The 18,749-nt window shown below is 70.0% G+C and carries 18 protein-coding genes; 6 read left to right on the forward strand and 12 right to left on the reverse strand.

Annotation, left to right across the window (positions count from 1 at the left end):
• Window positions 1-76 precede the first annotated feature (76 nt).
• From ACLJRL_RS20175 to ACLJRL_RS20185, 3 genes are all read left to right on the forward strand, one after another.
• A complete protein-coding gene (locus ACLJRL_RS20175; protein ID WP_410657769.1) occupies window positions 77-970 on the forward strand; it encodes a RecB family exonuclease in 894 nt (297 codons plus the stop codon).
• Between the two features lie 10 nt (window positions 971-980).
• A complete protein-coding gene (locus ACLJRL_RS20180; RefSeq protein WP_410657770.1) occupies window positions 981-1,766 on the forward strand; it encodes a thioesterase family protein in 786 nt (261 codons plus the stop codon).
• A gap of 67 nt (window positions 1,767-1,833) precedes the next feature.
• Window positions 1,834-2,769 carry a ParA family protein gene (locus ACLJRL_RS20185; protein WP_410657771.1) on the forward strand — a complete coding sequence of 312 codons (936 nt, stop codon included), beginning with the start codon at window positions 1,834-1,836 and terminating at the stop codon, window positions 2,767-2,769.
• A 64-nt stretch (window positions 2,770-2,833) separates the two neighbouring features.
• On the opposite strand, the gene hisG is transcribed toward ACLJRL_RS20185, so the two are convergent.
• The 5 genes from hisG to ACLJRL_RS20210 form a co-directional block, all read right to left on the reverse strand.
• Window positions 2,834-3,679 (reverse strand): ATP phosphoribosyltransferase, encoded by an 846-nt coding sequence (gene hisG / locus ACLJRL_RS20190; RefSeq protein WP_410657772.1) that lies wholly within the window; start codon window positions 3,677-3,679, stop codon window positions 2,834-2,836.
• 32 nt (window positions 3,680-3,711) lie between these two features.
• The gene (locus tag ACLJRL_RS20195; protein ID WP_410657773.1) at window positions 3,712-3,975 is read right to left on the reverse strand and encodes a phosphoribosyl-ATP diphosphatase; all 264 of its coding nucleotides are present in this window, start codon (window positions 3,973-3,975) and stop codon (window positions 3,712-3,714) included.
• A 72-nt stretch (window positions 3,976-4,047) separates the two neighbouring features.
• Entirely contained in the window at window positions 4,048-4,539 is a 492-nt protein-coding gene (locus tag ACLJRL_RS20200; RefSeq protein WP_410657774.1) for a methylated-DNA--[protein]-cysteine S-methyltransferase, read from the reverse strand.
• 11 nt (window positions 4,540-4,550) lie between these two features.
• Window positions 4,551-6,014, reverse strand: a complete 1,464-nt coding sequence (locus tag ACLJRL_RS20205; protein ID WP_410657775.1) for a DNA-3-methyladenine glycosylase 2 family protein — start codon at window positions 6,012-6,014, stop codon at window positions 4,551-4,553.
• Between the two features lie 55 nt (window positions 6,015-6,069).
• Window positions 6,070-6,750 carry an HAD family hydrolase gene (locus ACLJRL_RS20210; RefSeq protein WP_410657776.1) on the reverse strand — a complete coding sequence of 227 codons (681 nt, stop codon included), beginning with the start codon at window positions 6,748-6,750 and terminating at the stop codon, window positions 6,070-6,072.
• A gap of 364 nt (window positions 6,751-7,114) precedes the next feature.
• Here ACLJRL_RS20210 and ACLJRL_RS20215 point away from each other — a divergent pair, with 364 nt between their 5' ends.
• Complete coding sequence (locus ACLJRL_RS20215; protein ID WP_410657777.1) at window positions 7,115-8,014, forward strand: PAC2 family protein; 900 nt, start codon at window positions 7,115-7,117, stop codon at window positions 8,012-8,014.
• A gap of 92 nt (window positions 8,015-8,106) precedes the next feature.
• Here the strand turns inward: ACLJRL_RS20215 and ACLJRL_RS20220 are convergent, their stop codons facing one another.
• The 3 genes from ACLJRL_RS20220 to ACLJRL_RS20230 are packed head-to-tail and all read right to left on the reverse strand — an operon-like array spanning window position 8,107 to window position 10,760.
• Window positions 8,107-8,931: a metallophosphoesterase family protein gene (locus ACLJRL_RS20220; RefSeq protein WP_410657778.1), complete on the reverse strand. Its 825-nt coding sequence runs from the start codon at window positions 8,929-8,931 to the stop codon at window positions 8,107-8,109.
• Between the two features lie 15 nt (window positions 8,932-8,946).
• Window positions 8,947-10,185, reverse strand: coding sequence for an MFS transporter (locus ACLJRL_RS20225; RefSeq protein ID WP_410657779.1), 1,239 nt, complete (start codon window positions 10,183-10,185; stop codon window positions 8,947-8,949).
• The gene (locus ACLJRL_RS20230) at window positions 10,182-10,760 is read right to left on the reverse strand and encodes an ArsR/SmtB family transcription factor (protein WP_410657780.1); all 579 of its coding nucleotides are present in this window, start codon (window positions 10,758-10,760) and stop codon (window positions 10,182-10,184) included. Before ACLJRL_RS20230 ends, ACLJRL_RS20225 begins: the two co-directional genes overlap by 4 nt.
• A 150-nt stretch (window positions 10,761-10,910) precedes the next feature.
• On the opposite strand from ACLJRL_RS20230, the gene ACLJRL_RS20235 reads away from it, so the two are divergent.
• A complete protein-coding gene (locus tag ACLJRL_RS20235; RefSeq protein ID WP_410657781.1) occupies window positions 10,911-11,369 on the forward strand; it encodes a MarR family winged helix-turn-helix transcriptional regulator in 459 nt (152 codons plus the stop codon).
• A 172-nt stretch (window positions 11,370-11,541) separates the two neighbouring features.
• Window positions 11,542-13,155 (forward strand): ABC-F family ATP-binding cassette domain-containing protein, encoded by a 1,614-nt coding sequence (locus ACLJRL_RS20240; RefSeq protein WP_410657782.1) that lies wholly within the window; start codon window positions 11,542-11,544, stop codon window positions 13,153-13,155.
• Between the two features lie 82 nt (window positions 13,156-13,237).
• Here the strand turns inward: ACLJRL_RS20240 and mshC are convergent, their stop codons facing one another.
• From mshC to ACLJRL_RS20260, 4 genes are all read right to left on the reverse strand, one after another.
• Window positions 13,238-14,476, reverse strand: a complete 1,239-nt coding sequence (gene mshC, locus ACLJRL_RS20245; protein WP_410657783.1) for a cysteine--1-D-myo-inosityl 2-amino-2-deoxy-alpha-D-glucopyranoside ligase — start codon at window positions 14,474-14,476, stop codon at window positions 13,238-13,240.
• Between the two features lie 72 nt (window positions 14,477-14,548).
• The gene (locus tag ACLJRL_RS20250) at window positions 14,549-15,316 is read right to left on the reverse strand and encodes a MerR family transcriptional regulator (protein ID WP_410657784.1); all 768 of its coding nucleotides are present in this window, start codon (window positions 15,314-15,316) and stop codon (window positions 14,549-14,551) included.
• A 56-nt stretch (window positions 15,317-15,372) separates the two neighbouring features.
• On the reverse strand, window positions 15,373-17,331 hold the full coding sequence (locus ACLJRL_RS20255) for a vWA domain-containing protein (RefSeq protein ID WP_410657785.1): 1,959 nt from the start codon (window positions 17,329-17,331) through the stop codon (window positions 15,373-15,375).
• Window positions 17,328-18,725: a sigma 54-interacting transcriptional regulator gene (locus ACLJRL_RS20260; protein ID WP_410657786.1), complete on the reverse strand. Its 1,398-nt coding sequence runs from the start codon at window positions 18,723-18,725 to the stop codon at window positions 17,328-17,330. Before ACLJRL_RS20260 ends, ACLJRL_RS20255 begins: the two co-directional genes overlap by 4 nt.
• Window positions 18,726-18,749: the final 24 nt, after the last annotated feature.

The raw sequence follows: 18,749 nt of genomic DNA on the forward strand, positions 1-18,749 counted from the left end.
TCCTGCCGCTCCGGTGTGTTCCCTCCCCGGAACTGTCAGTGTCGGAAGTGTCGGTGCTCGGCGTTACCCTCCCTGCATGCCCGACACCGACACGGTCACCGCCGATCCGCCGCCCGGCGCCGAAGTCCCGCGCCGTCGGCCGGCCCTGTCCCCGTCGCGTGCCAGCGACTTCAAGCAGTGCCCGCTGCTCTACCGCTTCCGCGCGGTCGACAGGCTGCCCGAGATCCCGACCAAGGCCCAGCTGCGCGGCACGCTGGTGCACTCCGTGCTGGAGCGGCTGTTCGCCCTCCCGCAGGCCGATCGCACTCCCCCGCAGGCCAAGGAGCTCCTCGCGCCGGCATGGGAGGTCCTGTCCGCGGAACGTCCGGAATGGATCGACCTGTTCGATCAGGACGACCCCGAGGCCGTCACGTCCTGGCTCGCTTCGGCCGAGCAGCTTCTCGACTCCTACTTCGGCCTCGAAGACCCGCGGCGGCTGGAGCCCGAGGCCTGCGAGCTGCACGTCGAGATCGAACTGGGCTCCGGTGTGCTGCTGCGCGGCTACGTCGACAGGCTCGACGTCGCGCCGACCGGCGAGATCCGCGTAGTCGACTACAAGACCGGCGCCGCGCCGCGGGAAATCGGCGAGGCCAAGGCGATGTTCCAGATGAAGTTCTACGCCGTGGTGCTGTGGCGCCTGCGCGGAGTGGTGCCGCGCCAGCTCAAACTGATGTACCTGACCGACGGGCAGTCCCTGGCCTACACGCCCGACGAGGCGGAGCTGATCCGGTTCGAGCGCACGCTCGAGGCGATCTGGCAGGCGATCCTCAAAGCGGGCAAGACCGGGGATTTCCGGCCCAATCCCAGCAAACTGTGCGCGTGGTGCGATCACCAGGCGGTGTGCCCGCAGTACGGCGGCACTCCCCCGCCCTACCCCGGCTGGCCCGAGCCGGATCCCGGTGAAGAGTCCGTTTTGGACCGTGCGGATTAGGGTGCTCGGTGTGACAGAAGCCTTTTACGTCCCGTCGGGCGACGGCGGGTTCGTCCCGACCGTCCACACCGCAGGCCCCTGGACGCCGGACGCGCAGCATTTCGGGCCGCCCTCGGCGCTACTGGTCCGCGCGCTCGAAGAGGTCGAGGCACCGCACGCGAGCCAGCTAGCCCGGGTGACGATCGAGATCCTCGGTCCCGCCCCGATGAAGGAACTCTCGGTGCGGTCCTGGCTGGAGCGGCCGGGCCGGTCGGTCGAGTTGCTCCAGGCCGAAATCACCGCCGGCGAGCGGGTCGTCGCCAGGGCGACGGCGTGGCGGATCGCGACGTCGGACACCACCGCGGTCGCGACTCCCGAAGGCCCTGCCCTGCCGTCTCCGGACGGCCGGCCGACGTCGAACTGGCCGGAAGGCTGGCACGGCGGCTACCTGGAGGCCGTCGAGTGGCGCCGGGTGAAGGGCGCGCTGGACGAACCCGGTCCTGCGACGGTCTGGGGACGTCAGCGCGTCGCCCTCGTCGACGGGGAGAAGCCGAGCGCGCTGCAGCGGCTGTTCGTCCTGGCGGATTCGGGCAACGGGATCTCCAACTTCCTCGACCCGCGGCAGTGGTGGTTCATCAACTCGGAACTGACCGTGCACCTGCGCCGCCCGCCGCTGGGCGACTGGATCGGCGTCGACGCGGCCACGCTGATCGGCCCGAACGGTGTCGGCACGGCGACGACCACGCTGCACGACGTGTCCGGGCCGATCGCCTCGGGGGCTCAGGCGCTGCTGGTGCGGCCGCGACAGGCGGGCTGATAGACGCGCATTCTCGGCGTGTTTCCAATAGCCTTCCCGGAACAACAGACGCAGGGAGCGCTTCGGCATGCAGATCACCTCGGTGGTCAACCAGAAAGGCGGGGTCGGTAAGACCTCACTCAGCGTGGGCGCGTCAGCCGCACTGGCCGAACGCGGCCGCCGGGTGCTGCTGATCGACCTCGACCCACAGGGCCACGCGACCACCGAGATCCTCGGTCTGGACGAGGTGGCCCCGGACATGCCCAGCCTGGCGAAAGCCCTGACCAAGGTGTGGAAGGGCCCGATCGAGGACCTGGCCGTCCACCATCCGCGCAGCAACCTCGGGCGAGGTGGCGCGTTCGACGTGATCCCGACGTCGCCGGGGATGTTCGACCTGATCCGGCGGCTGGACCAGTTCCGGGTTCCGGGCTGGCAGCTGGCCAGGGTCATCCAGTTCGCGAACTACGACCACGTCATCATCGATTGCCCGCCGGCGCTCGACGTGCTGACCAACAACGCGCTGGCCGCGTCGCACGGGATCCTCGTGCCGGTGCAGCCGGACCGGACGAGCATCCGCGCGCTACGCCTGCTTTCGGACCAGGTGCGCTACGTCGAACAGACCGTCGGCCGTCCGCCGATCGCCTACTACGGCATCGTGCCGGGCCTCTACCGCCGCCCGATCTCGCACTACGCGGCGGCGGCGTTGCAGGAGCTGTACGGCTTCGGCATCCCGATGCTGTCGCACGTCCCGCTCGGCGTAGTGATGAACGAAGCCGCCGCGCACGGCGTGCCGGTGACGACGTACGCGCCGGAAACCCTGCAGGCGCTGTCGTTCCGGGAGATCGCGGAAACCCTGGACGGATATCTGCGGAACCACCCGGCCCCGGCGATCGTGCCGGCGGATGAGGACTTCGTCTTCGAGGACTTCATCACCGAGGTGTCGGTGGCGCGCAGTGCCAACGACAACGGCGCCCGGAAGAAGCTCTACGACCTCATGCCCAAGAAGCCGAACCGCCCTCGATAGCGCGCTATGAACGGCCCGTTACTTGCAAATTTTGCAAGTAACGGGCCGTTCATAGCATCGGGAACTAGAGTCGGCACGCCCGGATGTCCGAAGCAAGGACGGCCTTGGCGCCGGTTTCGGCGAGTTCGTCCATGATCCGGTTGACCTCCTTGCGCGGAACCATCGCCCGCACGGCCACCCAGTCGTCGTCCGCGAGCGGCGCGACGGTCGGCGACTCGAGGCCCGGCGTGATCGCGATGGCCGCCTCCATCAGGGAACGCGGGCAGTCGTAGTCCAGCATCATGTAGTGCTGGGCGAAGACGACGCCTTGCAGCCGTGCCTTCAGCTGATCCTTGGCGCGGGTGTGCTCGGTGCTCGCACGCTGGAGCAGCACCGCCTCGGACACGCAGATCGGGTCGCCGAAGGCCACGAGATTGTGCTGGCGCAGCGAGCGACCGGACTCGACGACGTCGGCGATGGCGTCGGCCACGCCGAGCTGGATCGAGATCTCGACGGCGCCGTCGAGGCGGATGACCTCGGCCTCGACACCGCGCTTCTTCAGGTTCTCCCGGACCAGCCGCGGGTACGACGTCGCGAGCCGCTTGCCGTGCAGATCCTCGGCCTTCCACTCCCGGCCGGCCGGTGCGGCGTACCGGAACGTGGAACCACCGAAGCCGAGAGCGAGGATCTCCTCAACCGGGGCGCCCGAGTCGAGCGCGAGGTCGCGGCCGGTGATGCCGAGATCCAGGTCACCGGAGCCGACGTAGATCGCGATGTCCTTGGGGCGCAAGAAGAAGAACTCGACCTCGTTGACCGCGTCCAGCACGGTCAGGTCGCGAGCCTCATGTCGCTTGCGGTAGCCGGCCTCGCCGAGCATCTCCGTCGCGGCGGCGGCGAGGGCTCCCTTGTTCGGCACGGCTACACGCAGCATTGCTTCTCCTTGGTTCTCCGGACGCGAAGGCGTCACAGGTACCGGTAAACGTCCTCTGTCGACAGTCCACGGCCGAGCATGAGCACCTGTACCCGGTACAGCAGCTGTGAAATCTCCTCCGCGAGCCTGTCGTCGGATTCGTGCTCGGCGGCGATCCACACCTCGCCCGCTTCTTCGAGCACCTTCTTGCCCTGGGCGTGCACTCCCGCGTCCAACGCGGCGACGGTGCCTGAACCGTCGGGGCGCGTCTGGGCCCGGTCGGCAAGCTCGGCGAACAGCTCATCGAAGGTCTTCACAGTCTGGAGATCCTTCCATCCGCGCTCGCGCCGCGCTGCCCCGGGCCGGTGTGTCGCCGCCCTCATCACACCTCAGAACAACGTCACCCCCGCACGTTCGAAGTCCAGTAGCTGCCGCTTCCGTTCGATACCACCGCCGTAGCCGGTGAGATCACCGGTGGACCCGACGACCCGGTGACACGGCACGATGATCCCGATCGGGTTCTTCCCGTTGGCGAGCCCCACCGCCCGCGACGCGGTGGGCCGCCCGAGCCGGTCGGCGAGCCGGCCATACGACACCGTCTCGCCATATGGGATCGCGCACAGGCCTTCCCAGACCATCCGCTGGAATTCGGTACCGCCGAAGCTGAGCGGAAGGTCGAAATCCGTTCGCTGACCGGCGAAGTACTCCTTCAGCTGTCTCTCGGTCTCCACGAAGACAGGCGCGCCCGGATCGGGATGGCCGAAGGTCTCCTCGGCCGGGCGGTGCCGCTGCTGGACCATGTACAGGCCGCAGAGGCCCTCGCCGTCGGCGACCAGGGTCAGCGGGTCGTACGGGCTGCCGATGACGGTGTGGGTGCGCATAGTGCTCCTGCTCATGCTGCGGGCAGCCGGTTGATCGGATGGTCCCCGGTCGCCCAGAGGTGTTGGACGGCGTAGGCGCGCCACGGGCGCCAGCGTTCGCCGTGCTCGACGAGCGCGGCCGGGTTCAGCCCGTATTCCTTCGCGGCGACTTTGACGCCGAGGTCGGTCGGCAGGAACGCGTCCGGGTCGCCGAGCGAGCGCATCGCGATGCTCTCGACGGTCCACGGGCCGAAGCCCGGCAGGGCCTGCAGTCGCTCCCGGGCTCGCAGCCAATCGCTGCCGGCCCCGAGGTCGAGGTCGCCCTCGGTCAGTTCGGCGATGAGCCCGAGCAGCGTGCGCCGACGGCTCTGCGGCATCGCGAGGCTTTCCGGGTCGAGGGCCGCGAGCGCCTCGGCGTCGGGGAAGACGTGGGTCAGGCCGCCTTCCGCGTCCTCGATCGGGTCGCCGTGCGCGACGACCAGCCTGGCCGCGTGGGTCCGCGCGGCGGCGGTCGACACCTGCTGCCCCAGCACGGCGCGGACGGCGAACTCGTCGCCGTCGACGGTCCGGGGCACCCGGCGGCCGGGGGCGGCGGCCACCATCGGCGCGAGCATCGGGTCCTGGGCCAGGAGGTCGTCGACCGCGACCGGGTCGGCGTCGAGGTCGAGCAGGCGGCGGCAGCGGCTGATCGCGGTCGAGAGGTCACGCAGGTCGGAGAGGGTGAGACGGCAGCCGATGTAGCCGTCCTCCGGCTTCAGCGCGACAAGGGCGGGACCGTGCGGGAGCCGCAGCGTCCGCCGGTAGGCGCCGTCGCGCCACTCCTCGACGCCGGGGACGCCGGTCGCGACGAGGTGGCCGAAGAGGTTGTCCGGGAACAGCGGCTTCCGGTACGGCAGGCGCAGCGACAGCGTCCCGGGCGCGGTGGCCGGTTCGGTGCGGACGCGCGCCCGCAGTTCCGTCGGGGACAGCGCGAAGACCTCGCGGACGGTGTCATTGAAGGTGCGGACGCTGCCGAAGCCGGCGGCCAGCGAGACGTCGATCATCGACAGGCTCGTCGTCTCGATCAGCAGGCGCGCCGTCTGCGCGCGCTGCGCCCTGGCGAGGCTGAGCGGGCCCGCGCCGAGTTCGGCGCGCACATGCCGCTCGACCTGCCGGACGCTGTAGCCCAGCCGCGACGCCAGGCCGCTCACCCCGCCGGTGTCGACGACGCCGTCGGCGATCAGCCGCATCGCCCTCGCCACCAGGTCCGCGCGCTCGTTCCATTGCGGGGAGCCGGGACTCGCGTCCGGCCGGCACCGTTTGCAGGCGCGGAAACCGGCTTCCTGCGCGGCCGCCGCGCTCGGGTAGAACGTCATGTTCTCGGGTTTGGGCGGGACGACCGGGCAGCTCGCCCGGCAGTAGATCCGCGTGGTCAGGACGGCGGTGAAGAACCATCCGTCGAAACGGCCGTCCTTCGCCTGCACCGCCCGTACGCACCGCTCGAAATCTTCATGCACCAGGCAAGCATCACCGAGCGGACGGCCGAGGTCTAGCGGAAACGCGACATGGCGGTCAGGGCAGGAGCGCGGTCAGCGCGGGCACGTCGAGCCCGACCAGTGACGAGCGGAAGGTGAGCCGCTCCCCCGGCTGGACCTCGACGTCGTTCGGGATCACGAGGACCCCGCAACCCGCGGCGGCGGCGGATGCCGCGCCGGGCGGGGAATCCTCGATCGCCACGCACCGCGAAGCCGGGAGGCCCAGCAGTTCGGCGGCGAGCTGGTACGGCCTCGCGTTCGGCTTGTTCAGCCCCTCGACCTCGTCACCGCACACGGTGGCGGCGAAGTACTCGCGGCCGATGGTGTTGAGCGCGAGTTCGGTCAGTGACCGCTCGGTGGAGGTGACCAGCGCCATCGGCACCCCTTCCGCGCGCAGCAGCTCCAGGAGTTCCTGGGCACCGGGGCGCCACGGAAGGGCGCCGTCGAAGAGATTGGCCGTGCGCCGCCGGATCCACTCGCCCATCTCCGCGACCGACTCGGCGGTGACGGCCTTGCCGCAGACTTCGAGCAGGAACGCGGCCGTGTCGTCCATATTGGACCCGACGAGGCTGAGGCGCTGCTCCTCGGTCAGCGTGCCGCCGAGGGATTCGACGGCCTCGTAGAGGGCGACGTCCCATAGCTTCTCCGAGTCGACCAGCGTGCCGTCCATATCCCACAGCACGGCGGCGAGTCCGTCCAGTGTGGACGGTTCGGTCACGGTTCCCCCTAGTTCTCAGGTGGTGAAGTACTTCGCCTCCGGGTGGTGGCAGACGATCGCATCGGTCGGCTGTTCGGGAGCCGGCCGGCCCCGGGTTCCACGGTAGCCGAGGCTGTACCGCGGGCGCTCCGGCGGCGTGTACTCGCCGGCGACCTCACACGCGAGCCGCGCACCCTTTCGGAGAGTTCGAAACTCCGGTCCGGAATGTCTTATTAATCCAGGTTCGCGGAGTAGTTCGCACCGAAAGTGGTGGTCTCGCGCCGTCGGCTACCAGGACTCGAGTACGCAACGCGTCGAGCAGCGGTGACGAAAGGCGATCGGACATGCTCAACAGCGTACGGCCGCCTGGTCGTAGGCTGGTCCGGTGAGTGAGCCCGTCGACGAGACCCAGCGGCCCGGCCGCGACCGCCCGGATGAGACCAAGCCGCTGATGGTGGTGGCCTTCGAAGGCTGGAACGACGCAGGTGACGCGGCCAGCCGGGCCGTCGAACATCTTCAGCTGAACTGGGATGCGACACCGCTGGCCGAGCTGAGCCCGGACGAGTACTACGACTTCCAGGTGAGCAGACCGACCGTACGCATGGTGGACGGTGTCACCCGAAGGGTCGATTGGCCGACGACCAGTCTTTCGGTGTGCCGTCCGGAAGGTCTCAACCGGGACGTCGTCCTGGTCCAGGGCCCCGAGCCGAATATGCGCTGGCGCGCCTTCTGCGACGAACTGCTGGAACACATCCATCAGCTGGAAGTCGCCACCGTCGTCACTCTCGGCGCGCTCCTGGCCGACACCGCGCACACCCGTCCCGTGCCGGTCACCGGGACGGCGTACGACAAGGACACCGCGTCGAAGTTCGGCCTGGAACTGAACAACTACCAGGGCCCGACCGGCATCGTCGGCGTCCTCCAGGACTACTGCGTCCAGGCCGGTGTCCCGGCGGTGTCGATCTGGGCGGCCGTGCCGCACTACGTCTCGCACCCGCCGTCGCCGAAGGCCACGCTCGCGCTGCTGCACAAGCTGGAGGACGTCCTCGACGTCGAGATCCCGCTCGGCGCGCTGCCCGAGCAGGCCGAGGAGTGGCAGCGGACGGTCACGGACATGGCCGAAGAGGACGAAGAGATCACCGAGTACGTGCGGGGACTCGAGGAGCGCGGCGACGCGGAAACCGAGTTCACGCTCGACGACGTGAGCGGGGACAAGATCGCGGCCGAGTTCGAGCGGTACCTGCGGCGGCGGCGTCCCGGGCAGGACGGGCCCGGACGCGGCTAGCTCGCGTTATTCGTGAGTGTCATGAAAGGGTCTTTCAGGACGAATTTTGTCCTGAAAGACCCTTTCATGACATCCGGGAAACCTGAGCGACCTCAGAAAATGCGCCTCAGCGGGATAGGCCCCCGTGCCCGCTTCCGCCACTCGCGCGGATAGCCGAGCGAAACCTCCTCGAACCGCACCCCGTCCGCCTCGGTCGACCGCGGGATGTGCAGGTGCCCGTAGACGGCGACCTCCGTCCGGAACCGCAGGTGCCAGTCCTCGGTCTCGGTGGTCCCGCACCACAGCGCGAACTCCGGCCAGTACAGCGGCGCGGTCGGGTGGCGGTGCAGCGGCCAGTGCGACATCAGGATCGTCCCGTGGTCTTCGGGGATCGCCTCCAGCCGCTCCGTGCTGATCTTGACCCGGTCGGCGCACCAGGCCTGCCGGCTCGGATACGGGTCGGGGTGCAGGAAGAACTCGTCCGTGCAGAGCACGCCGGCGTCCCGTGCCTGGTCGACGGCCTTCTGCAGCGGCAGCCCTTCGGCCGCCGGAGTGCGCCAGCTGTAGTCGTACAGGACGAACAGCGGGGCGATGGTGAGCGGTTTCTCCTGGTGTTCCCAGACCGGGTACGGGTCCTCCGGGGTGAGTACGTCGATCTCCCGGCATCGCTCGACCAGGTGCTCGTAGCGCGCCTGCCCGCGAAGCTGGCATTCGTCCTTCTGGGTGGTCCAGAGTTCGTGGTTGCCGGGCACCCAGACGACCTTCGCGAACCGCTCCCGCAGCGTCTTGAGCACCTCGATCACGGACTCGGCACGTTCGGCGACGTCACCGGCCACGAGCAGCCAGTCGTCCGGGGTCCGGGGCACGACCTCGTCGACGATCGGGGCATTGCCCTCGTGGGTGACGTGGAGGTCGCTGGTGGCGAAGAGATGCGGCACTCCACCACCGTAGCTTCACTCGGACCGGGGAACCGCCAAGACCGCATCCTGGCGTAACCGGCCGGACGCCATCACGCCCAGCACGATCAGTGCCGAGACGACGTGCAGCCCCGCCTGCAGGTTCAGCAGGACACCGGCGCCCAGCGCGCTCATCAGCCCACCGGTCAGCAGCGCGCCCAGCGCGGTGAACCCGGCTATCCCGGCGAACATCGTGCTGAGCACCCGGCCGGACCGTTCCGGCGACGCCGCGGTCTGGATCAGCGAGAGCATCCCCGAACCGGCCAGCACCCCCGGCGCGCCGACGAGCCCGAAAAGTCCGATGTAGACACCCAGCGACGCGGTCAGCGCGGGCAGGTTCCAGATCAGCACGGAGCACAGGCCGAGCGCGAGCCCGCCCCAGCCGAGCAGCGCGGCGGGCGCGACCTTGCGGGCGAAGGTGGCGACGGCGAATCCCGCGGCCAGCCCGCCGAGCGCCTGCACCCCGCGCAGGAGGCCGACGTCGCCCTCGCTGCCGTCGAGGATGTCGAGCACGAAGACCACGAACAGCACCAGGAACATCCCCTGTGCCAGCGAAGTCAGGACCACGACGACACCTGCCAGCCGCAGCCGTCCGTCGCGGCCGATCTCGCGGAGACCGTCGAGCCACGCCCGCAACACCGGCTCGTGCGGCCCCGACGGCGCGGGGGCCGCGGCACGTTCGAACGGGCGCGCCAGCAGCGCCGAAGCGATCACGAGTACGCCGAGGTAGGCCACGACGACCCAGCCCAGTCCGCCGAAACCGAGCAGAAGGCCGCCCGCCCAGCCCCCGGCGAGGCGCGCGACGCTGCCGTTGATGCTCATGAGGCCGTTGGCGCCGATCAGCTCGTCCCGGGCGACCAGCTCCGGCACCAGCGCGTTCCGGGTGGGCTCGAACAGCGAAGCCAGCGCCGCCTGCCCGGCCATGACGACGTAGAGGACGACCACCGGGCCGCCGGACGCGACGAACAGCAGCGGCAGCGCCACGACAGCCTGCCCGGCGCACACCACGCACAGCACCAGCCGCCGGTTCCAGCGGTCCGCGATCACCCCGGCGACCGGGCTGAGCAGGACCGCGGGCAGCAGGCCGAGCACGATGCTCAACGCCGTCGTGGCCGCCGAACCGGTCGCCTGGAAGACGAACACCGGCAGCGCGATCTGCAGCATCCATTCGGCGGTCTCGGAGAAGAACGCGGCGATCCACAGCCGCGCGAAGGCGGGCTCTCTCAGCAGTTTCATGTGCTCGGATTTCCTTCCGCGTCGATGCGCAGGAACGCCCGCAACCCCAGGTGCACCGGCCGGGCCTCCTCGGGCGCGTCTTCCCGGATCGCACCGACATAGGGCCGCACGAGCGCGTCGATCCCCTCGATCAGCTTGTCCAGTTCCGCCGCGGTCACGCGCAAGGAGTACGTGTTGATCCCGGAGGAGTCCTGCCAGTCCTTGTCGAGCCGGTCGGCGGCGTCGAGGTAGCGCTCGGTCAGCTCCCGCTCCCGCGCGAGCGTCGTGCCCATGACCGCCAGTTGCGCCCCGTGCAGCGTCGGGTCGTCGCCGAATTCGAGGCCGACCTGGCAGGCGCGCCACGGCCGTTCCCGCCCGTCCTCCCCCTCGACCCGCTCGACCAGGCCGTGCTGGGCGAGCTGGCGCAGATGCCAGCTGATGTTGGAGGCGCTCGATCCGACGGCCGTCGCGCATTCACTCGCGGTCCGCGGCCCCACCGCCATCAGGTGGTCCAGCAGCGCCGAACGCAGCGGATGCGCCAGCGCCCGCATCAGCTCGACGTCTTCGATCCGCTTCCGCGGCGGCAACGCGGTCATCGCCTGTCCAATCTGAAAGAAGTCTTTCGAAAGTTCTCTTTCAGAGTTGCAGGTGCCTTCAGGCTTGTCAACCGGCCTCGATACCCTTGCCGAGGCAGCTGCTGCACAGCTCAGTAACTGCGTATGTCAACTACTGCGCAAGGAAGCCCTATGCCTGACCAGCGAGAACTCGCCACCGCGGCGGCTTTGGAGATCCCCCGCTTCGTCAGTGCGACCGTGCTCTTCCAGACGGCCATGGCGGAGCGTCTCGGGATCAGCGCCACCGAGCTGCACGGGCTCCAGCTGGTGATCAGCGGCGCCGCGACCTCCCCCACCGAGCTGGCACGCGCCCTCGGCATGACCACCGGCGCCGTGACGCGGATGCTCGACCGGATGGAGACACAGGACCTGGTCGAACGCGTCCCCGATCCGGCCGACCGCCGTCGCCTCCTGATCAGGCCGCTCCCCGACCGGCTCGGCGACGTGGCCGACCTCTACGCCCCCATGGCCCGGTTCTTCGGCGACCGCCTCGGCAGGCTCGACCGGCGCCAGCTCGCCGCCCTGCTCGGCGTCATGACCGACGGCCGCGGCTTCGCCGAACAAGAGGCCGCGCGGCTGCGTTCCGAGTGACTTGAAGCAAAGGGGTTGACTAACGCTACATGGGTTGCGTTAGACTCCTCCCATCATGGACAACTGACACCGCATCCCCTCCCCCGCTCCGAGGCGGCTTCGGTCGAGCACGGCTCCCGTAAGCGACAAGGCCCGGCGGGATCCCTCCTGCTCCGAAACGCGGTGATGTCGTATGTCTGCTTCCCTTTCCTTGATCGCCAAGGACCTCGTCCACTCCTACGGCGCCCGCGTCGTGCTCGACGGCGTCGACCTCACCGCTTCCGCCGGGCAACGGCTCGGCCTGGTCGGCGAGAACGGCGTCGGGAAGTCCACGCTCCTGCGGCTGCTGGCCGGTGTCGAAGAGCCCGATGCGGGTGAAGTTCTCCGCGGCGACGACCTCGGGTTCCTCTTGCAGGAACTGCCTTTCTCGCTGACGGCCCGGTTCTCCGACGTCGTCGACGACGCGCTCGCCGAGATCCGGCAGGCGTCGGCGAGACTCGACGAACTGACCGAAGCGCTCGCGGAACGCCCGGACGACGCGGCGGTGCTCGACGAGTACGGCACCGCGCTCGAATGGGCCCAGGCGCATGATCTCTGGGACGCCGACCGGCGGGCCGAGGTCGTGTGCGCGGGTCTCGGGCTCGGCGGCATCGATCCGGGGCGACGGCTCGGCACGTTGTCGGGCGGGCAACGGTCCCGGCTCGGCCTGGCCGCGCTGCTGATCCGGCGGCCGGGAACGCTGATCCTGGACGAACCGACGAACCACCTCGACGACGCCGCGATGGAGTTCCTCGAACACCACCTCGCGTCGCTGACCGGGGTTCTCGTGCTGTCGTCGCACGATCGCGTCTTCCTCGACGCCGTCTGCACCGACATCGTCGACCTCGACCCGGCGCTGGGCGGGCCGACCCGCTACGGCGGGACGTATTCCGACTACCTGGACCAGAAACGGGCCGAACGGGCGCGCTGGGCACAGCGCTATTCCGAGGAACAGGACGAACTGAAGGAACTGCGCGAATCGGTGGCCGTCACCGCGCGCAACGTCGCGCACAACCGGCCGCAGCGTGACAACGCCAAGATGCTCTACGACTTCAAGACCGGGAGGGTACAGAAGCAGATCTCGCGGCGGGTCCGCAACGCACAACTCCGCCTGGACGAACTGGAACGCGACCAGGTGCGGAAACCTCCCGCCCCGCTGAGATTCCAGGCCGAACTGACCGGAAAGCCCGGTGAGGACAAGACGGCGATCTCGGTGCGTGGCCTCGACATCCCCGGCCGGCTGCGGCTGGAGACGCTCGACATCACCACGACGTCGAGGCTCCTGATCACCGGCGGGAACGGCGCGGGCAAGTCCACGCTCCTGTCCGTGCTCGACGGCTCGCTGACCCCGGAGGCCGGCACCGTCCTTTGCGGACGCGGGGTGCGGATCGGCATGCTGGCCCAGGATGTCGTGTTCGCCGAGCCCGATCGGTCGGCGCAGCGGACCTACGCCGACGCGCTCGGAGAGGACGCTCCGGCGCTACGAGGTCTGGGCCTGCTGGCTCCCCGCGATCTCGGAACCAGCGTCGGCGCCCTGTCGGTCGGGCAGCGGCGGCGGCTCGCGCTGGCGATGCTGGTCGCCGATCCCCCGGAGGTCCTGCTGCTCGACGAGCCGACGAACCACATCTCGCTCACCCTGGCCGAGGAGTTGTTCGCCGCGCTCGACACCGCGCCGGGTGCCGTCGTCATCGCTTCTCACGATCGATGGCTGCGGCGTGATTGGGCGGGCGAGCACCTTCGGCTGGAAGCGGGTCGGCTCGCGGTATAGGTCGTTATACATTTGTATGTCCGTGAAGGCCACCTTGAGGGACTCTGAGTCCCTCAAGGTGGCCTTCACGGACCATGTTGCCTCAGAGTTCGATGCCGAGAAGTGCGTCGACGGCGTTGCGGATCAGGCCGGGGGCCGCCGGATCCTTGCCCGACCGCTTCAGCGCCTCTTCCGCCCAGGCGTCGATGGCGGCGAGCGCCTTGGGGGTGTCGAGGTCGTCCGTCAGGTGGTCGCGGAGCCGGGCGACCGTGTCCTCGGCGGCCGGGCCGGTGCCGTGCGAGACCGCGTCACGCCACCGGGCGAGCCGGCCCTCCGCGTCCGCGAGCAGCTGCGCGCTCCACGGCCGGTCCGTGCGGTAGTGGCCGGCGAACAGGGCGAGCCGGACGGCGCCCTGGTCGACCTTGTCGGCACGCAGCCGCGAGACGAACACGAGGTTCCCGCGTGACTTCGACATCTTCTCGCCGTCGAGCCCGATCATGCCGGCGTGGACGTAGTGCCGCGCGAACGGCCGGTCCCCCGCGACGGCTTCCGCGTGCGCGGCGCTGTACTCGTGGTGCGGGAAGATCAGGTCCGAGCCGCCACCCTGGACGTCGAATCCGAGGCCGAGCCGGTTGACCGCGATCGCGCTGCACTCGATGTGCCAGCCCGGTCGCCCCTCGCCCAGTTCGGACTCCCACGACGGCTCACCCGGCCGGGCCATCCGCCACAGGAGCGCGTCGAGCGGGTGCTGCTTGCCGGGCCGGTCGGGGTCGCCGCCGCGTTCGGCGAAGAACTTGGCCATGGTCTCGGCGTCGTAGTTCGACTCGGAGCCGAAATGGCCGGTCGCGTTGTGGTCGAAGTAGATGTCCGGGTATTCCGGGTCGTCGGCGCGGTAGGCGCTGCCGTTCGCCAGCAGCTTCGCGATGACCTCGACGATCTCGGGAATGCTCTCGACGGCCCCGACGAACTGCCGCGGCGGCAGGACGCGCAACGCGACCATGTCCTCCCGGAACAGCGCCGTCTCGCGCATGCCCAGGACGACCCAGTCATCCTGGTCGCGCGCGGCGCGCTCCAGCAGCGGCTCGTCGATGTCCGTCACGTTCTGGACGTAATGGACCTCGTGCCCGGCGTCCCGCCACAGGCGGTTCACCAGGTCGAATGTCAGGTACGTGGCCGCGTGTCCCAGGTGCGTGGCGTCATACGGCGTGATGCCGCAGACGTACATCCGGGCGGTGGCCCCGGGCGCGGTGGGGCGGATCTGCCCCGTCGCGGTGTCGTGGAGCCGCAGCGGACGGGGGGTGCCGGGAACACGGGGCACGTCGACCGATGACCAAGTCTGCATACCTCGACTGTAAGCGGAGCAGGCGCGCCGTTCCCGTCCGGTGGGAAGGAATCTCGACCGGAGTAACCGAAATCATCGTTCCCCGGCCCTGGCCGCGTTCGCGTGGACGGCGTCCCGGATGTACTCGCCGATCCCCGGGCGCTGGTCCGGCGCGCGCACCAGGAACCCCAGCTGGACCGGTTCGGTGGCGTACATCCCGGCGACCTCGCGGTGCATCGGGTAGCCGCACTCGCCCATGAACGCCGCCAGCATCCGCCGGTGTTCCTCGGCGAGGTCCATCGCGCGGTCGCTGTCGGCGGGAGCGCCCGAGTCGACGACGTCGAGCAGCCGGCGGACCCAGTCCTGGCGGACCTTCTCCGCCTCGATCCACTCCTCCTTGGACAGTGGCACGGCCGCCTCCCGCCACTGCGGGGTGTCGCCCCACCGCCGGACGGCCTGCTCGGCGTAGCCCTCGGGTTCGTGGAACTCGCCGAAGACCTCGAACTTCTCCTCCGGGGTCAGCGCGCCCCCGACCTCTTTCGCGGTGATCACCCGATCGACGGACTCGACCATCCGCGTCAGCTCGCCGATCCGCCCTTCCAGCAGCTCTCGCTGCCGCCGCAGGTGCTCCAGCGCGTCGATGCCCGGGTCGTCGACGATCTTCGCGATCGCGTCGAGGCCGAACCCGAGTTCGCGGTAGCACAGGATGCGCTGCAGCCGGTCGAGATCCTCGTCGCTGTAGCTGCGGTAGCCCGCGCCGGTGCGCCCGCCCGGCGACAGCAGGCCGATCTCGTCGTAGTGGTGCAGCGTGCGCACGGTGACCCCGGACCACGCCGCGACCTTCCCCACCGGATACCCCATCGGCCCAGCGTAGGGGCACGGCCTCCGCGGCCGCGCGGAGATAACGACGCGCTGACCTACCGCTTCCGGGTCCGCAGGTAGTCGCCGACCACCGCGGCACCGAGCCCGTCGAGATCGGGCGCGACGACGCGACCGCCCGAGCGGCGGGCGATCAGGTCGACGAACGCGGTCAGGCGCGGGTCGTCCCCGAGGCGGAACACCGTCACCGACGCACCGAGCTTGGCCATCCTGTCCACTTCGGACAGTGTCTTGAGCAAGGTCCTCGGCTGGGGCGGGTAGTCGAACTCCGCCGTGCCGTCCGGTTCCAGATGCGCCGTCGGCTCGCCGTCGGTGACCATCAGGATCACCGGCTGCGCGTCGGGATGACGACGCAGGTGCCGCCCGGCCAGCAACAGCGCGTGGTGGGCGTTGGTGCCCTGTTCCCAGGCGCCCTCCAGGCCCACCAGTTCGGCCAGTTCGACGGCCATCGCATGGCGCCCGAAAGTGATCAGCTGGAGCGCGTCGTTGCGGAAACGGGTGCTGATCAGCTGGTGCAGCGCGAGCGCCGTCCGCTTCATCGGCAGCCAGCGGCCCTCCTGCACCATCGACCACGAGGTGTCCACGAGCAACGCCACCGCCGCGCGCGACCGGTGCTCTGTCTCGATCACCTCAACGTCGGAGACGTCCATCCGCACGGCCCGCTCCCCCACCGAAACCGAGCGGAGGACGGAGTTGCGGACCGTCCTGGAGACGTCCCACGGCTGCATGTCCCCGAACCGCCACGGCCTGCTCGCGCCGGTCGGCTCGCCCGCCGCGCCGGCCGACTCGGTCTCCCGCTGCCCCGCCTTGCCACGCAACGCGTTGACGACGTCCGCGAGGGCTGTCTCGCCGAGCCGTCGCAGTGCCTTGGGAGACAACCGAAGCGAGCCGTCGGGAGCGCGTTCGAACAGGCCCTGCCGCCGGAGCTCGCGTTCCAGTTCGGACAGTCGCCGGACGTCGACGCCGGCATCCGGGCCGAGCTGGCGTTCGAGCGCCTCGACGTCGATGTCCTCCAGCCTCGCACCCGGATAGGACTGGCCGAGCTGTTCGGCCAGCGCGTCCAGTTCGGCCAGATCGGACATCGCGCGGGCGCCCTCGCCGAGACCGAGCGGATCGTCCCCGCGGAAGCGCCCCGAAGACGTCCAGTCCTCGCCAGGCCGCAGCGCCCGCAGCTGGGAGTCCAAAGTGGACAGCTGCTGCGCGAGCCGGGGATCGCCGAACGCCTGCTGGGACAGTTCGGCCAGTTCGGCCCGCTGCTCCGGGGTCATCGAGTTCAGCATCCGTTGCGCGGCCGCGGCGCGGGCGGCCAGGACGTCGATCAGTTCCTCGACGTTCTTCGGGCTCTCCGGGAAGAACTCGCCGTGCTCACGCATGAATTCGGCGAACCGCTCGGGAACGTCCTCGCGGCCCTGCGTGTGCGCTGCGAGCAGGGCGTTGAGGTCCGTGAGCATCCGGCTCGCCCGCTCGATGTCCTCCGGGCCGGCGTTGCGCAGCGCCTCCTTCATCCCTTCGAAACGGGAATCCAGCAGTTCACGGCCGAGGAGGTCACGGATCTTCTCGTAGTTCTCCCTGCCCCGCGGCGAACGCCAGTCGTACTCGGCGAGGTCGCGCACGGCCGCGGCCGTTCCCGGCGGAAGCGCGTCCAGTTGCGCCTCCCGGAACCGGGCGTCGTCGTCCGGATCGGGGAACAACTCGCGCCGCTCGGCTTCCAGCGCCTGATCCAGCAGCTGCTGGACCTCCTGGAGCGTGCCATCCAGCCGGTGACGGCGCTGGATCTCCGACCGGCGCTGCCAGAGCCGCCGGGTCAGCTCGTCAAGCCCGGCGGTACGCGGAGTCCCGCGTCGCAGCAGTTCTTCCAGCGCGGACCGGGGCGAGGCCCCCGCCATCACGTCCTGGCCGATCTCGTCGAGCGCGTCCCGCAGATCCGCGGGCGGCGCGAGCGGATCCGGACCGTCGTGCCACGGCCCGTACGAGTACCCATCAGGGAGGGAGGTCATCGGCCGTAGACGGTCGTCGTGTCGTCGGAGTCCTTGGCGAGTTTCCGCGACAGGAACAGGGATTCCAGCGCCAGTTCGACCGCCGCCGCGATCCGCCCGGCCGGTTCGTCCGGGCTCACCCCGGCCCTGGCCGCGACGTCGTGGAGCACGGGAAGTTCCGGCAGCGCGGCAAGAACGTCCTTGCCCGCCACGCGTTCCCCGGTCGAGACCAGATGTCCGTCCGCGACGGCGTCGGCCAGCGGCAGGAGGTCCAACCCGGCGAACCGCGAACGGGCCGTCTCCGCGACCGCCCGGCGGAGCAGGTGCACGAGATGTTCGGTCTCGCGGCCTTCCTCCCCCGGCTCGAATTCGAGCTTGCCGCGCAGCACGCCGGGCACCGCGTCGAGGTCGACCGGACGCGCCACCGCGGGCTCCTCGCCGATCAGCGCGGACCGGCGCAACGCGGCCGCGGCCACGGTTTCCGCCGCCGCCACCGCGAACCGGGCCGAGATGCCGGACCGCTGGTCGATCACCGGCGACTCGCGCAGGTTCCGCACGAACCGCGCGAGCACCTCCAGCAGCGGCTCGCCGACCTCGGCGACCAGATGCGCCTCCTGCTTGACGACGGCCATCTCGGCCTCGACGTCGAGCGGGTAGTGCGTCCGGATCTCGGCGCCGAAACGGTCCTTGAGCGGGGTGATGATGCGGCCGCGGTTGGTGTAGTCCTCCGGGTTGGCCGTCGACACCAGGAGCACGTCCAGCGGCAGGCGCAGGGTGTACCCGCGCACCTGGATGTCGCGCTCCTCCATCACGTTCAGCAGCGCGACCTGGATGCGCTCGGCGAGGTCGGGCAGTTCGTTGATCGCCACGATCCCGCGGTGCGCCCGCGGGACGAGTCCGAAATGGATGGTCTCCGGGTCGCCGAGGCTGCGGCCTTCCGCGACCTTCACCGGGTCGACGTCGCCGATCAGGTCACCGACCGAAGTGTCCGGTGTGGCCAGTTTTTCGGTGTACCGCTCGCTGCGGTGACGCCAGGTCACCGGCAGGGCGTCGCCGAGTTCGGCGGCCCGCCGCCGCGATTCCGGGGTGATCGGGTCGAGCGGGTGCTCGGCCAGTTCGGCGCCCTCGATGACGGGCGTCCATTCGTCGAGCAAGCCCGCGAGGGTACGCAGCAGCCGGGTCTTGCCCTGACCGCGTTCACCCAGCAGGACGATGTCGTGGCCGGCCAGCAGCGCGCGTTCCAGCTGCGGCAGCACGGTGCGCGAGAAGCCGACGATCCCGGGCCAGGGGTCGTCCCCCGCCCGGAGCTTGGTGAGCAGGTTGTCGTGCAGTTCCTGTTTGATCGAGCGCGGCGGGTGACCGGCCGCGCGGAGCTCCCCGGCTGTCCGGGGGAAAGATGCGGGAACGTCGTTCACCCGTTCGACGCTACGTCGCGATCG

The organism is Amycolatopsis sp. lyj-112, from assembly GCF_046549055.1.
In the GTDB taxonomy this organism is placed as follows: Bacteria; Actinomycetota; Actinomycetes; order Mycobacteriales; family Pseudonocardiaceae; genus Amycolatopsis.

Excerpts from the sequence above, each read along its gene's own strand:
- ACLJRL_RS20175 (WP_410657769.1), top strand. The coding sequence starts at position 77 with ATGCCCGACACCGACACGGTCACCGCCGATCCGCCGCCCGGCGCCGAA.
- ACLJRL_RS20185 (WP_410657771.1), top strand. The coding sequence starts at position 1,834 with ATGCAGATCACCTCGGTGGTCAACCAGAAAGGCGGGGTCGGTAAGACC.
- hisG (WP_410657772.1), bottom strand. The coding sequence starts at position 3,679 with ATGCTGCGTGTAGCCGTGCCGAACAAGGGAGCCCTCGCCGCCGCCGCG.
- ACLJRL_RS20200 (WP_410657774.1), bottom strand. The coding sequence starts at position 4,539 with ATGCGCACCCACACCGTCATCGGCAGCCCGTACGACCCGCTGACCCTG.
- ACLJRL_RS20225 (WP_410657779.1), bottom strand. The coding sequence starts at position 10,185 with ATGAAACTGCTGAGAGAGCCCGCCTTCGCGCGGCTGTGGATCGCCGCG.
- ACLJRL_RS20230 (WP_410657780.1), bottom strand. The coding sequence starts at position 10,760 with ATGACCGCGTTGCCGCCGCGGAAGCGGATCGAAGACGTCGAGCTGATG.
- ACLJRL_RS20235 (WP_410657781.1), top strand. The coding sequence starts at position 10,911 with ATGCCTGACCAGCGAGAACTCGCCACCGCGGCGGCTTTGGAGATCCCC.
- ACLJRL_RS20240 (WP_410657782.1), top strand. The coding sequence starts at position 11,542 with ATGTCTGCTTCCCTTTCCTTGATCGCCAAGGACCTCGTCCACTCCTAC.
- mshC (WP_410657783.1), bottom strand. The coding sequence starts at position 14,476 with ATGCAGACTTGGTCATCGGTCGACGTGCCCCGTGTTCCCGGCACCCCC.
- ACLJRL_RS20250 (WP_410657784.1), bottom strand. The coding sequence starts at position 15,316 with ATGGGGTATCCGGTGGGGAAGGTCGCGGCGTGGTCCGGGGTCACCGTG.
- ACLJRL_RS20255 (WP_410657785.1), bottom strand. The coding sequence starts at position 17,331 with ATGACCTCCCTCCCTGATGGGTACTCGTACGGGCCGTGGCACGACGGT.